Annotated in this window: 12 protein-coding genes; 3 read left to right on the plus strand and 9 right to left on the minus strand. The window is 71.0% G+C overall.

Annotation, left to right across the window (positions count from 1 at the left end):
* Nucleotide 1: 1 nt before the first annotated feature.
* The 3 genes from JHW38_RS16885 to JHW38_RS16895 form a co-directional block, all read right to left on the minus strand.
* Nucleotides 2-1,708, minus strand: coding sequence for a serine hydrolase domain-containing protein (locus JHW38_RS16885; protein WP_207522489.1), 1,707 nt, complete (start codon nucleotides 1,706-1,708; stop codon nucleotides 2-4).
* A gap of 121 nt (nucleotides 1,709-1,829) precedes the next feature.
* Entirely contained in the window at nucleotides 1,830-2,375 is a 546-nt protein-coding gene (locus JHW38_RS16890; RefSeq protein ID WP_207522490.1) for a DUF2569 family protein, read from the minus strand.
* 199 nt (nucleotides 2,376-2,574) lie between these two features.
* Nucleotides 2,575-2,862, minus strand: coding sequence for a hypothetical protein (locus tag JHW38_RS16895; protein ID WP_207522491.1), 288 nt, complete (start codon nucleotides 2,860-2,862; stop codon nucleotides 2,575-2,577).
* Here JHW38_RS16895 and JHW38_RS16900 point away from each other — a divergent pair.
* Genes JHW38_RS16900 through JHW38_RS16910 form a run of 3 tightly spaced genes read left to right on the plus strand, consistent with a single transcriptional unit; the run spans nucleotide 2,846 to nucleotide 7,257 of the window.
* On the plus strand, nucleotides 2,846-4,537 hold the full coding sequence (locus JHW38_RS16900) for an MFS transporter (protein ID WP_207522492.1): 1,692 nt from the start codon (nucleotides 2,846-2,848) through the stop codon (nucleotides 4,535-4,537). The two genes, JHW38_RS16895 and JHW38_RS16900, sit on opposite strands and share 17 nt — an antisense overlap.
* A gap of 30 nt (nucleotides 4,538-4,567) precedes the next feature.
* Complete coding sequence (locus JHW38_RS16905; RefSeq protein ID WP_207522493.1) at nucleotides 4,568-5,869, plus strand: HlyD family secretion protein; 1,302 nt, start codon at nucleotides 4,568-4,570, stop codon at nucleotides 5,867-5,869.
* On the plus strand, nucleotides 5,866-7,257 hold the full coding sequence (locus JHW38_RS16910) for an efflux transporter outer membrane subunit (protein WP_207522494.1): 1,392 nt from the start codon (nucleotides 5,866-5,868) through the stop codon (nucleotides 7,255-7,257). Before JHW38_RS16905 ends, JHW38_RS16910 begins: the two co-directional genes overlap by 4 nt.
* 187 nt (nucleotides 7,258-7,444) lie before the next feature.
* Here JHW38_RS16910 and JHW38_RS16915 read toward each other — a convergent pair whose 3' ends face one another.
* The 6 genes from JHW38_RS16915 to JHW38_RS16940 form a co-directional block, all read right to left on the minus strand.
* Nucleotides 7,445-8,260 carry an aminoglycoside phosphotransferase family protein gene (locus JHW38_RS16915; RefSeq protein ID WP_207522495.1) on the minus strand — a complete coding sequence of 272 codons (816 nt, stop codon included), beginning with the start codon at nucleotides 8,258-8,260 and terminating at the stop codon, nucleotides 7,445-7,447.
* 591 nt (nucleotides 8,261-8,851) lie between these two features.
* Nucleotides 8,852-9,121 (minus strand): hypothetical protein, encoded by a 270-nt coding sequence (locus tag JHW38_RS16920; protein ID WP_207522496.1) that lies wholly within the window; start codon nucleotides 9,119-9,121, stop codon nucleotides 8,852-8,854.
* A 354-nt stretch (nucleotides 9,122-9,475) separates the two neighbouring features.
* Entirely contained in the window at nucleotides 9,476-9,859 is a 384-nt protein-coding gene (locus tag JHW38_RS16925; protein WP_207526405.1) for an HU family DNA-binding protein, read from the minus strand.
* 566 nt (nucleotides 9,860-10,425) lie between these two features.
* A complete protein-coding gene (zapE, locus tag JHW38_RS16930; protein WP_207522497.1) occupies nucleotides 10,426-11,535 on the minus strand; it encodes a cell division protein ZapE in 1,110 nt (369 codons plus the stop codon).
* On the minus strand, nucleotides 11,532-12,581 hold the full coding sequence (locus JHW38_RS16935) for a lysozyme inhibitor LprI family protein (RefSeq protein WP_207522498.1): 1,050 nt from the start codon (nucleotides 12,579-12,581) through the stop codon (nucleotides 11,532-11,534). The genes zapE and JHW38_RS16935 overlap by 4 nt, the downstream gene beginning before the upstream one ends.
* A 26-nt stretch (nucleotides 12,582-12,607) precedes the next feature.
* Nucleotides 12,608-13,315, minus strand: a complete 708-nt coding sequence (locus JHW38_RS16940) for an alpha/beta hydrolase (protein ID WP_207522499.1) — start codon at nucleotides 13,313-13,315, stop codon at nucleotides 12,608-12,610.
* Nucleotides 13,316-13,573 lie beyond the last annotated feature (258 nt).

A 13,573-nucleotide genomic window follows, 5' to 3' on the forward strand; every position in this document is an offset into this window, starting at 1 on the left:
GTCAGCGGCGCTGGCAGCGCAGGTCGCGGACCCGGCCGACGTCGAGCGAGACGCCGTCGATCTTGCCGTCGGCGCCGCGCTGGAAGCGGTAGGTGATCGCGTCCTCGGTGAAGCTGTCGCGCTCCAGCGGTTCCAGCCGCGGCGGCGCCACGCGCGGATCGAAGCGGTGCAGGGCGCCGTCGATCACGCTGAGGCGGTAGTCGCGGCCGAGTTCCTCGCAGCGGTAATCGCCGGCATACGCCGCCAGCGCCGCGGCGTCGGGCGCCGCCACGGCCAAGGCTTCGAACTCGGTGCGTTCGCCTTCGGCCTGCTGCACCAGCACGCGCGGCCGGCCGCGACCCGCATCGCGGAACGACAGCGCCTGGATCGGGCTGTCTTCGACCTCGAATTCGGCCTTGCCGGCCGGGCGCAGCGCGAAGCTGTCGCCGAAGGCGTGCAGTTCCAGTTCGCCGTCGTTCCATTGGATGCGGCGCAGGCTGCCGGTCTTGGGATTGCGGTACGCCCCGGTCCAGCGCTGCATCGCCGCCGCCGGCAGCGCGACCGCGGCGCGTTGCGCGCGCGCCGCGTCGGGCTCGGACGGCAGCCCCAGCCACAGCGCGGCGGTGCGCTGGGCCATGCCGTCGGGGTCGGCGTGGGCTGCGTTGCACAGCGCCGCCACCGACAGATGCCGTTGCGGATAACGCAGCAGCTGGGCGCGATAACCGCCCCAGGCGCCGCCGTGTTTGACGATCTTGAGCCCGTCGTGCTCGCCGACCATCAGCCCCAGCGCGTAGTCGATCGGCTCGCCGCTGTCGAGCTTGCCCGGCTGTTGCAGGCGGGCGAGAAACGCGGCGTCGCCGACCACGGGGCGATAGAAATTCTCGTCCCAGCGTTGCAGGTCGGCCAGCGTGGTCAGCACCGAGCCGTCGCCGACCTGATCCCAGTTCGGCAGATCGATGCGGTAACGCTCGATCCCCGCGGGCTGCGGTTTGCCGGGCTGGGTTTCCGCCTTGGAATAAGCGCTGGCACGGCCGCGCACCGGCAAGGTGTGGTCGTCGCGATAGCGCGTGTCGCGCATGCCCAGCGGTTCGAAAATGCGTTCGCGCGCGAACTGCGCCAGCGGTTTGCCCGATACCCGCTTGACCACTTCGGCGGCGAGGAAGTAGCCGGTGTTGCTGTACACGTATTCGCTGCCGGGAGCGAAGTTCAGCGCCTTCTGCCGCGCCAGCAGGTCCAGGGTCTGGCGGTCGCTGCTGTAGTCGTCGTAGGCGATGCCGGCCAGCAGTTGCAGCACCAGGTAATCGCGCAGGCCGCTGGTGTGCTGCAACAGGTGGCGCAGGGTGATGGTGCGGCCGTAGTCGGGCAGCTCGGGTACGTACTTGCGCACGTCGTCGTCGAGCGAGAGCCGGCCGTCGCGTTCCAGCAGCAGCACCGCGGCGGCGGTGAACTGCTTGGAGGTCGAGCCGATGTCGAACACGGTGTCGGCGCCGATCGGCACGCCGAGTTCGAGGTTGGCCTGGCCGTAGCCTTTGTGGAACGCGACCGCGCCGTCGCGGAACACCGCCACGCCGCAGCCGGGCGTGTCGGGGTGGTTCCACTGGGCGAAGATCCGGTCGGTGCCGGCTTCGAGTTCGGCCGGCGCGGCCGGCGCGGCGACGGCGGCGAAACTCGCCGCGACGAGCGCCAGCGCGACGGCCAGCGGACGCAGCGGAAAATGCAGAACGTGCATGGCGTGTCCTTACGGATGCGCACGGCGAAGGCGCGCGCGGGCCGGCCACTATAGGCAGCGCGTCCGCGTCCGCCGCGTGGCGTCAGTCACGCAATCGCACGGCGCGAACGCGCCGATACACTCAGTTGCGGCGGGCGACAAAAGTGTTCTTGACCCGGTCGGACATGATCGCGTACGCGATCCACAAGCCGTTCCAGAACAGGCCGCGGACGATCACGACCAGCGCCAGCGTGCCGAGGAAGCCGCCGTTGCTGGCCTGGGTCAGCAGGCCGGTGGCGACCGCGAACAGCATCAGGTCGATGCCCAGCCAGCCGATGTAGACGCGCGGGAACCACCGCGACTTCATGAAGAACAGCGCCAGCGCGGCGAGGTTCAGCGCGAAGCTCACGCCGCAGGCCGCGATGTAGATCTGTATCGCCGTGCGCTTGGCCGCATCGAGTTCCGGCGAATCCAGCATCGCGGCCATGCCGCCGCCGTTGACCATGCCGAACAGCAGCGACCACACCAACATCACCGCCACCGCGATCAACCAGCCGCCCAGCCCTTGCGGCCCGCTGTTGCGCTCGCTGCGGTTGGTGCTGAACCGCAAGGGTTCGTCGCCGAGCCGCAGCGCGCCGCGTTCGGCGGGCGCAGCGGGTTCGCGGCGATACGGATCTTCTTCCTGCATGGCGCCTCCTGCCGGCGCGGCGGTTCCGGCTTCCCCCCGAAGCCGGCGACGGCCGCGCGCACACGATAGCCGCAATGCGCTTGCCGTCACATCCCCGCGACGCCGGTCCGGCACCATAGCCCGGCAGGGGAAAGCGGACTCGCACGGACAAGCCGGCCGCCTCGCGCGCGCTTGATCGTTGACCGTCCGCTGTTGCCTACTATTCCGTCGCAACGCCAACGCACGCAGGAGCCGCGCGCCTGCCGATGGCCCGCACCGCCGCTACCGCCGTGTCCGATTCCGCAACCGCCTCCGCCAGCACCGACGCCGCGAGGCCGGGCGCCTCCGTGCCGTCTTCGCCCGCGCCGTCGTCTTCGGCGGCCGCGCCGGGGCCGTTCGGGTCCGGCAAGCCCGCCGCATCGGCCAGCGCCGCCAGCGACGGAGCCGGCGCACCGCCGCCGCCCGCAGATCCGCCGGCCGTACCGCCGCCGATGCCGCGCTGGCGCATCGCCGCGTTCGTCGCGATCTCGCTGCTGCTCGGCCTGACCCAGAGCCTGGGCATGAACCTGGTGGCCTCGAACCTGCCGCAGGTGCAGGGCGCGCTCGGCGCGACCACCGCCGAAGGCGCGTGGCTGCTGACCGCCTACTTCGCCACCAACATCCCGGCCAGCCTGCTGCTGACCAAGTTCCGCCTGCATTACGGCCTGCGCCTGTTCGCCGATCTGGCGATCGGCCTGTTCGTGATCGCCGCGGTGGTGCACCTGGTCGCCAACGACCTCAGCTCGGCGATCGCCGCGCGCGCCGCGCTCGGCATCGCCGCCGCGCCGCTGAGTTCGCTGACCGTGTTGTACATGGCCGAGGTCTTCAGCGGGCCGAAGAAGGTCATCGGCCTGATGTTCGGCTTCGCCGCGCTGCAGACCGGCGCGCCGGTGTCGCGGATCGTCGCCGAAGGCCTGTTCCTGCACGGCCAGTGGCACGGCGTGGTGATGTTCGAACTCGGCCTGGCGCTGGCCTGCTTCGCCGCGATCAACCTGCTGCGGGTGACGCCGGTGCCGCGCCAGCCGATGTTCGACCGTCTCGACATCGTCAGCTTCCCGCTCTACGCCAGCGCGATCGCCTTGTTCACCGTGGTGCTGACCCAAGGCCGGCTGCGCTGGTGGCTGGACACGCCGTGGCTGGGCCAGTGCCTGGTCGCCGCGGCGGTGTGCGCGGGCGCGTTCGTGATCGTCGAAATCAACCGTTCCAAGCCGATGGTCAACCTGCGCTGGCTGCTGCACGGCGGCTACATGGTGCGGCTGGGGCTGGCGATCACGCTGTCGCGCATGGTGCTGTCGGAGCAATCGGTCGGCGCGGTCGGCCTGCTCAACGTGCTGGGCCTGCTCAACGAACAGATGCACACCCTGTTCTGGCTGGTGCTGCTGGGCACGGTCGGCGGCTTCGTGGTGACCCTGCTGTTCCTGCCGAAGCAGCGTTTCGACTTGCTCGGCCTGATCGCGGTCGCCATCGTCGGCGTCTGCGCCTACGTGGACTCGCACGCGACCAACCTGACCCGGCCGGAAAACTTCTATCTGACCCAGACCCTGATCGCGATGGCGGCGTCGATGTTCCTGGCCTCGTCGATCCTGCTCGCGCTGGTGCGGGTGGTCGCCGACGGGCTGCGCAACCTGGTCACCTTCATCGTCTTGTTCAGCACCACCAACGCGCTCGGCGGCCTGCTCGGCTCGGCGGTGCTCGGCACCTATCTGGCCCAGCGCCAGACCGCGCATTACCAGCACCTGATGCAGCAGGCCACGCTCGCCGACCCGCAAGTGGTGCTGCGCACCCAGCAGCTCGGCGGCGCGGTCGCGCGCGTGCTCGGCGACAGCGCCGCGCGCGGCAACCAGGGGCTGGCGTCGTTCAATCAGCAGGTGACGCGCGAAGCCTGGGTGCTGGCCTACAACGACGTGTTCCTGGCGGTGGCGTGGCTGGCCGCGGCGGTGCTGCTGTGGGTGCTGCTGCTGAAGTGGCATCTGTGGCGGCGCGGCCACACCGTGGTCAGCTTCGCTTCGCAGGTGCCCGGCCCGTTCGGCCCGCCGGCGGCGGCGCCTGCGCCCGCGCCCGCGGCGGAGGCGCGCCGCGACGCCGCAACCACGCCGCCTGCGCTGCAATCGCCGCCGGGCGCCGCGACACCTTCCAATGCCTGACCCCAACCTCCCCGACCCGAAGGACGCCCCATGCCCCTGAAGACGCCCTTCAAATCCAAGGCCACCGTGCCGGCGCTGCTGATCGCGCTGCTGGCCGTGCTGGTGATCCTGTACGCGTGGCGGCTGTGGCCGTTCTCCACTGCGCGCCAGAGCACCGAGAACGCCTACGTGCGCGGCAGCGTGACCGTGATCGCGCCGAAGGTCGACGGCTACGTCGCCCAGGTGCGGGTGCAGGACTACATGCAGGTCAAGGCCGGGCAGGTGCTGGTCGAACTGGATGCGCGCAACTACCGCCAGCGCGTCGATCAGGCCCGCGCCAACCTCGCCGCGCAGGACGCCAACCTGTCCAACTCGACCCAGGCCCAGCGCGTGCGCGAGGCCGCGGTGGCGAACGTCGAGGCCCAGCTCAAGGCGGCGCAGGCCAACCTCGCCCGCGCCCAGGCCGACATGCGCCGGGCCGAGGCGCTGGTCGGCGACGGTTCGTTGTCCAAGCGCGAGCGCGACCAGACGCTCGCCGCGTTGCGCCAGGCCGAAGCCTCGATGGGCCAGGCCCAGGCCGCGCGACGCTCGGCCGACGAGGACGTGCGTTCGGTGATCGTCAACCGCGACGCGTTGACCGCGGCGGTGGCCAACGCGCGCGCGGCGCTGCGGCTGGCCGAGATCGATCTGGCCAACACCCGCATCCAGGCGCCGCAGGATGGGCGCCTGGGCGAGATCGGCGTGCGCCTGGGCCAGTACGTCACCCCGGGCACCCAGCTGATGCAGCTGGTGCCGCAGCGGGTGTGGGTGGTGGCGAACTTCAAGGAATCGCAGACCGCGGGCATCCGCCCCGGGCAGGCGGCGTGGTTCCGGGTCGACGCGCTCGACGGCAAGACCCTGCGCGGTCGGGTCGAACGCATTTCGCCGGCCACCGGCTCGGAATTCAGCGTGATCAAGACCGACAACGCGACCGGCAACTTCACCAAGGTCGCGCAGCGGCTGCCGGTGCGGATCGCGCTGGAGCCCGGCAAGGACGAGGCCGAGCGCGAGCTGGCCGCGCGGCTGCGGCCGGGCATGTCGGTGGAAGCCACGGTCGATACCGCGAGCCAGATCGATGCCGACGCGGTGCACCGCGCCGAGCAGGCCGCGGCGGCCGATGCGGCGCGCGATGCGTCGGTGCCGGCGTTGCAGGCCGACGATGAGGCGGCGGCCGCGCGCGGCGAGCCCGCGAACGGCACGCCTTCGAACCCCGCGCAGTCGAGCGACGCGCCCGTACGTGGCGGCGGCGCGGACGCCGCCGCGCGCGCGCCCGCGCATCCGTCGCAGCCGAACGCCCAGGCGCCGGCGCGATGAACCCGCTGCGCGACTTCGCCCGCCTCGCCACGCTGATCGCGGCAACCGCTGCGCTCGCCGCCTGCGTCAGCGTCGCCCCGCCGCCGACGCTGGACGCGCCGCCGCCGCAATGGCGCGACGCGCCCGGCGCCGGCGTCGCCGTGCAGCGCGACTGGTGGCGCGGCTACAACGACCCGGCGCTGACCCGGCTCGTCGACGCCGCGCTGGAACGCAACACCGACCTGCGCCTGGCCGCGGCGCGCGTGGCCGAAGCGCGCGCGCTGCTCGACGCGCAGGGCGCGCAGCAATGGCCGACGTTGGATTTGGCCGGCAGCGCCACGCGCTCGCGCAGCGTTGGCGCCGCGACCGGGCGGCCGAACCTGTCGACCGTCAGCCAGCCGCAGTTCCAGGCCGCGTACGAAGTCGACTTGTGGGGCCGGCTGAGTTCGCTGACCGAGGCCGCGCGCGCCAACCTGCTCGCCAGCCAGACCGGCGCCGACAGCGTGCGCCTGAGCGTCGCCGCGGCGGCGGCCTCGGGCTACATCGGCCTGCTCGCCAGCGACGCGCGTCTGGACGTGGCCCGGCGCACCCTGGCTTCGCGCGAAAACGCGCTCAAGCTGGCCCAGCGCCGCTACGACACCGGCTACACCTCGCGCCTGGAACTGGCCCAGGCGCAGGCCGAGTACCGCGCCACCGCGCAGGTGGTGCCGCAGCTGGAGCTGGCGATCCGGCGCCAGGAAGACGCGTTGTCGGTATTGCTCGGCCGCGCCCCGCAGGCGATCGAACGCGGCCGTGCGCTGGCCGAGATCGCCGCGCCGGCGCTGCCGGCGGCCGGCGTGCCCTCGCAGTTGCTGCGGCGCCGTCCCGACATCGCCCAGGGCGAGGCGCAGATCGCCGCCAGCGACGCCAGCCTCGCCGCCGCGCGCGCGCAGCTGTTGCCGTCGCTGCGCCTGACCGGTTCGATCGGCAGCCTGGAATCGAGCCTGCTGCACGGCGACCCGATCCGGGTGTGGAGCGTCGGCGGCAGCGTGCTGGCGCCGCTGTTCAACGCCGGCCGCCTGCGCGCCGGCGTGCGCGCCAGCGCCGCGCGCCGCGACCAGGCGGTGCTGGGCTACCAGAAGACCGTGCTGACCGCGTTCGCCGAAGTCGAGGACGCGCTGGCGGCGATCGGCCACCTGCGCGAACAGCGCGACCAGGCGCTGCAACAGCAGCGCGCCCTGGCCGATGCGCTGCGCATCGCGCACAACCGCTACAACGAGGGCTATGCCTCGTACCTGGAAGAACTCGACGCGCAGCGCAACCTGTTCAATGCCGAGCTGACCGCGTTGCAGTTGCAGGGCGATGCGCTGACGGCGGAAGTGAATCTGTACAAGGCGCTCGGCGGCGGCTGGGAGCCGGCGGCGCAGTAGGCGGTGGCGCGGTCGGGCAGAAAGCGTCTGACCTGAAGGCCCTGCGACAAAAGCCTGAGCCGTTGCGGGAGAACCCAGTTGTGGGAGAGCCCTCTCCGGTAAGGAGCCCTCTTGCGGGAGGGCCTTCAGGCCCGAGGCTTTCCTCTCGGCTCGCGAAACGCTCCCACCGGAGCATTTCGCCGTCGCCTCACACCCGATCCAGCTCGTTCAAGGCCTTGCCGATGATCGCGAACTCCTTGTCCGGCTGCTCGCCGTCGCTGAGGAACCACGCCGCCGACAGGCCCTGGAACGCGACGATCCATTGCAGCATCCGCCGCCGCTCGATCTGCGCCAGCTCGGTCACCACCGCCAGCCGGCGTTCGAAATGGCCCGGCGCCAGCGCGGTGTCGCCGTCCGGGTCGGTGAACAGGTTGGCGTAGTCGAAACCGCGCTCGCCGGCCACGCGCTTGGGATCGATCGCGATCCAGCCGCGCTGCGGGCCGGCGTCGAGCACGTTCTCGTGGTGGATGTCGCCGTGCAGCGGCACGTGTTCGCGCGGATCGTCGAACAGTTCCTGCGCGACCTGCCAGCTGCGCCGCAACACGCCGCCGTGGCTGGCCGCGTACACCGGCAGATCGGCGAACCATTCGCGCAGCGTCGCCAATCCCGGCGGCGGCGGCTCAGGGCGCGGCGCGTGCAGGCGCGCGACGGCTTCGCACAGGATCCGCGTGGCCTCCTCGTCCTGGCCGTTGCGCGCCATCTGCGCCAGCGAACGCGGCCCGCAGGCGCGTTCGAGCAGCAGCGCGCCCTCGCCGTCGTCGGCGTAGACGCGCGCGGCGCCGTCGCCGTTCCACCAGTTCATCAGCAGGCCGCCTTTCTTCTCCTCGGCTTCGCGGGCGATCTTGAGCATCGCCGGCTGGTCGTTCCAGCGCACCGGCAGCACGTCGCTGCTGTGGGTGTGGATCGGGGGGCCGTCGGGAGTGAGAGTCCACAGGGCCAGGTGGTGCTCGAAAGGCGTCGTCATGCGCGGTGTGGCGGAGGCGGCGGAACTCTGGATATCGGGGGTGGGGCGGGGGTCGGCAAGTGGTGAGATGTTTCTTTGTGTAGGGGGTTGCGGTGGAGTTGCGCAAAGTTTCGTTATGCGTTTGTCGGTGTTTGATCGCGCTTGGTTGTTGCGTTCGTCTTTGCTTGAGCTACGAGTGAAGACAAGCAACGATCAACAGCTTCCGTCCGCAAGCGGCCGGGTCACTTTCTTTGTCTTGCCAAAGAAAGTAACCAAAGAAAGGCGCTTTTCCTGTTCCGAATCAAGAGCCACTATCGTTCGAAGCTTGCGCAGGGATGCGGGACAAGGGCCATCCTGGCCCGGTCCCGCACGCGCGCATCCATGCGCGCGCCCTTCGGGTCTCTCATTGCCTGTGACGAGTTCGCAACGGCGGGGGGAGCGGAAAGCAACTGCAAGATGAAAGGGCGCTGGCCGTAGCGACTGTAGGAGCTGCGCAAGCTGCGACCGCGACAATGACGCAACGACGAACCTGCGCCGCTGCGTCGTCGTTTCATCGATTCGATCCACAGAACGAAAAACCCGATAACGCAAAGCGCTATCGCAGCCGACGCCTCAAGGCGTCTCGGTTTCCTGCGCCGCGTCCTCGCGCTCCTTGAGCACCTGGGCGGCTTCCGCATCCGCGGCGACGCGGTGGCGCAGCGACTTGCAGCGCTCCACGCCGGCGTCGGTCAGGGTCAGCGCGCCGTCGTCGTCGGCCTGCGCCAGCGCCGCGTCGATCAGGCGTTCGTGCAAGGTGCGCGAGTGGGCGCCGGGTGGGTGTCCCTGGTCGATGCGCTGCAATACATCCAGCAAGGCCAAGTCTTCCAGGCTGATCGGATCCACGAGCTGACTCCAGGCGAATGCGCGCACTATGCCACGGCGTCCGCGTTTGCGAAGTGCCGCGCGAGCGGCTTCAGCCTGTTCATTTTTCATCGGCGCACTCTGCGATCGTCATCGCCGCCAAGGCGGGGATCCGGAGACTTCGCAGTCGTGCCGCGATGAGGCCCTGGATCCCCGCTTTCGCGGGGATGACGGCCGGTGAGCCGCGTTTGTCCGACGGGCTGAGCAGTACCCACGCACGCTGTCGGCATCGAAGCCGCAATGCGAATCGCGAACCGCAAAAACGCGAACGCCGCCCAAAGGCGGCGTCCGGCAAGCAGACGATGCGGCGGGCCGGAGCGCGCCGCATCCGCAGGATCAGAGTGCGGCGTCCTTGAGCTTCTTGAGCGGACGCACCTTCACCTTGACGGTGGCCGGCTTGGCGGCGAACCACTGCTCTTCCTTGGTGAACGGGTTGATGCCCTTGCGCTTCGGCTTGGCGGCGACGCTGACGGCGGTGATCTTCAGGATGCCCGGCAGGGTGAACGCGCCGGCGCCCTTCTTGTTGATCGAGGCGTGCACGGCGCCTTCCAGAGCGCCCAGGATCGAGCGGACGTCCTTGGCCACGACGCCGGTGGTTTCGGCGAGGTGCGCGACCAGGCCCGACTTGCTCAGCACTTCCTTGATCGGCTTCGGAGCGGCGGTCTTGGCGGCAGCCTTCGGCGCGGCCTTCTTCTTTGCAGCGGTCTTTTTCGTAGCCATAGTGTTTTCCGGTAGTACGGCGTTGGATGGATGGGTTGCCTGGTTAACCCCTCGGCAAGGCGGAATGTAGGGCAAGCCCGCCGCGTCGCCAAGAGCTTTGGCGTAAAAAAATGCGGGTTTTTCAGCCGCGCGCGTCCGATCGCGGCGGCGCGCACGGAAAAACCCCGGCGCCGTGCGGAATTCGGCGCCGCCGCGGACGCCGCCGCGCCCGCAGCGCGAGCGCACAAAACCCCTTGAAAACAGCATGTTCGGCGATTCGTGCGGCGGCGCAGCGAAACTTTGCGCGCGCTGCGCGCGCGCCGCGACGGCGGTGGCGGCGACGCGGCGGCGGCATTCAGTCGCGGGCGGGTCCGAACGCGCGCGCGGCGGCGCGGATGTGTGCCTTTGCGCGTTGTTGCGCGAACGCAGGCGCCGCTTGCGCGGCGAAAACCGGCAGCTAAAGGCGCGAAAGCAGGGACTTGCGCCGCGATCGCCGGCGCGCGGCTGCACGCGGTCTTCACCGCCGAGGCCGACGGCGAACGCCGCGCGCAGCGGCCAGCCGGCGCGCGCCGCCGGTCGGCTGCGCCTCAGCCGCGGTGCGCGCGCGCCAGGTATTCGGCCGACTGCATCTCGATCAGGCGCGAGGCGGTGCGCTCGAACGCGCCGGTCAGGCGCTCGCCGCGGTACAGCGCGGTCGGCGCGTCGGCGGCGGTGCAGACCAGGTTGACGTGGCGGTCGTAGAACTCGTCGATCAGGTTGACGAAGCGCCGCGCCGGGTCGTCGTTGCGGCCGTCGAACAGCGGAATGCCGCCGAGCAGCACGGTGTGGTATTCGGTCGCGATCTCGATGTAGTCGCTGGCCGCGCGCGGGCCTTCGCACAGCGCGGCGAAGTCGAACCAGGCGTGGCCGTCGGCGCGCGCGCGCACCGGGATGTCGCGGTCGTCGATGCGCAACGGCCCGGTTTCCGGCGCGCAGCCGGCCGCCAGTTCCTTCCAGCGCGCCGCCATCCACGGCTCGGATTCGGCGTCCAGCGGCGCGCGGTAGACCGGCGTGCGGGTCAGCGCGCGCAGCCGGTAATCCTGCTGGCTGTCGAGCAGCAGCACCTGGCAGTGCGCCTGGATCTGCGCGATCGCCGGCTTGAAGCGGTCGCGCTGCAGGCCGTCGGCGTACAGGTTCGGCGGGTCGATGTTGGAGGTGGTGACCAGGGTCACGCCCTCGGCGAACAGGCGCTCGAGCAGCCGTCCGAGCAGCATCGCATCGCCGATGTCGATGACGAAGAATTCGTCCAGCACCAGCACCCGCAGGCTGTCGCGCCATTCGCGCGCGATCTTGGCCAGCGGGTCGCTCTGGCCGGCGTGCGCGCGCAGTTGCGCGTGGACCTCGCGCATGAAGCGGTGGAAGTGGGTGCGGCGCTTCTCGCGGATCGGCAGCTGTTCGTAGAACAGATCGATCAGGAAGGTCTTGCCGCGGCCGACCCCGCCCCACAGGTACAGCCCGCGCACGCCTTCGCGCGGCTTGCCGCGCAGGCGGTCGAACAGGCCGGGTTCGGGCGCGCCGACGAGCTGGGCCTGGATCCGGTCGAGCTCGCGCAGCGCCGGGTGCTGGGCGGCATCGTCGCCCCAGTCGCCGCGGGCGACGCCGGCGGCGTAGGCCTGCGACGGCGTGGCCGCCGCGTCGGCTCGAAGGTTCGCGCTCACGGCTTCAGCACGCGGCCGCCGGCCGACATCAGCCGCACCGGCACCTGTTCCTGGTAACCGTCCGACCAGGCGTCGACCGCGGCCGGCAGCTTGCCGGTCCAGGCCGGATCGCTGCTGTAGTAGCGCAGTTCGGCGTGGCCCTGCTTGTCCTCGGCGCGGATCGCCGCCCACTGGCGGCCGTCGTCGGCCTGGATCAGCAGCGCGCGCATGTCGACCGCGACGCCGCGCACGTAGCCGTTGGTGACCTGGGCCTTGAGTTCTTCGTCGCGGCGGGTGTCGGTGACGTCGAGACGTTCGACCAGGGCGTCGTAGTCGTCGCCGATCAGCGCGCGCAGGCGCGCGTCGTCCTCGGGCTTGAGCACTACGCCGAGGTCGAGCAGGGTCCAGTGGGTCGTCGCCACCGCGGCCGGCAGGCCGGGCAGGTAGCGGCCGCTGAAATGCACGCCCATGCCGGCGCCGCAGTCGCTGCCGGTGTGCTGCTGTTCGATCTGGATCTGGCGGTGGAAGCGGTGGAAGGTCAGTTCGCAGGCGGCGTTGTCGCCCTGGCCCTTGAACGCCATCTCGCTGTCGCCGGCCTTGCGCGCGCGGCCCGACAGCAGGCCGGTGTTGGCGCCGGAACTGGCTTGCAGCTCCAGTTCGTAACGGTCGTCGCCGGCCGGCTTGAGCGCGAGCGTGGCGGTGCCGTCGCTGCGGGTCCACTCGCCGGCCCAGTCGAACTTGCCCGCGACCGCGGCCGGCTTGAGCTCGGTCAGGCGGCCGACGTAGGCCATGCGCAGGCAGCGCACCTGGCCGTCGCAGCGGTCGCGTTCGCGCAGCCAGGCTTGCTGGTCTTTCTTGAGTTCGCCGCGGTAGTCGCTGGCCTTGAGCGCGGCGGCGTAGGCGCCGGCGAGTTCGCCGTCGCGCTGGCGCAGCACCGGGTCGGTGCAGATGGCTTGTTCGTTGCGGCTTTTGGCTTTGCCGCAGTCGATGCCGGCGGCGGCGGCCGGCAGCGCGGCCGCGGCGAGCGCGGCGGCCAGCGGCAGCGCCAGGCGGGGGGGAAGGCGCATGGGGGAAGCGTCCTGGTCGGTCGGGTTCAGACGGGCGCGGCGCCGCCGGCGTCGTGGTCGGCGCTGCCGTCGATGGGCGGCGGCAGGTGCGGGCGCACCGAGTTCTTGATCGCGCCGCGCAGGTCGATCAGGCGGCGGTGGAAGAAGTGCGAGGTGTCGGGCATGCGCACCAGCTCGGGCGGCTGGCGCAGGCCGCCGATCCAGGCGTAGACCGCTTCGGGATCGACGATCTCGTCGGCCTCGCCCTGGATCACGATCCACGGATAGCCGCTGGGCGGGGCGATGCGGTCGAAGTCCCAGCGTCCGGCCGGCGGCGCGATCGACAGCAGCAGCTTCGGTTGCAGTTCGTCGGCCATGCGCAGCGACACGTAGGCGCCGAAGCTGAAACCGGCCAGCCACAGCTGCGCGTCGGGACGCTGCGCGCGCACCCACGCGGCGACCGCGCGCAGGTCGTCGCATTCGCCTTCGCCCTGGTCGAATTCGCCTTCGGAACGGCCGACGCCGCGGAAGTTGAAGCGCACCGTGGCCGCGCCGGATTCGCGCAGCGAGCGCGCGGCCATGGTCACGACCTTGTTGTGCATGGTCCCGCCCTCGGTCGGCAGCGGGTGGCAGACGATGGCGACGATCGGGCGAGGCGGCGCTTCGGGCGCTTCCACGATGGCCTCGATCGCCCCGGCCGGACCGGCCAGGGTCAGCGCGGCGCTGGCGTCGCTGGGAAAGGCGGGGTTGCTCATGCCGCGCATGATACGGGGCGGCGTGCAGCGGGTGTTACGGCGGCGTGTGCGCGGCGGCGGCGGCCAAGGCGGGCAAATCGCGGCGGTTCGGCGGGCCGGGTCGAGGGGGTGTCGCGTCGGAGCGCAAGGCGTCGGGCCTGAAGGCCTTCCCGCAACCGCATCGGGCTTCGGTCGGCGCGCTCGTTGCCTCGGCCCATCGCAGTGCAAGGCCGTTGCACAAAACGTATCCGGCCCGACGCTGCTCCCACGCATGCGGCC

Source organism: Lysobacter enzymogenes (assembly GCF_017355525.1).
In the GTDB taxonomy this organism is placed as follows: domain Bacteria; phylum Pseudomonadota; class Gammaproteobacteria; order Xanthomonadales; family Xanthomonadaceae; genus Lysobacter; species Lysobacter enzymogenes_C.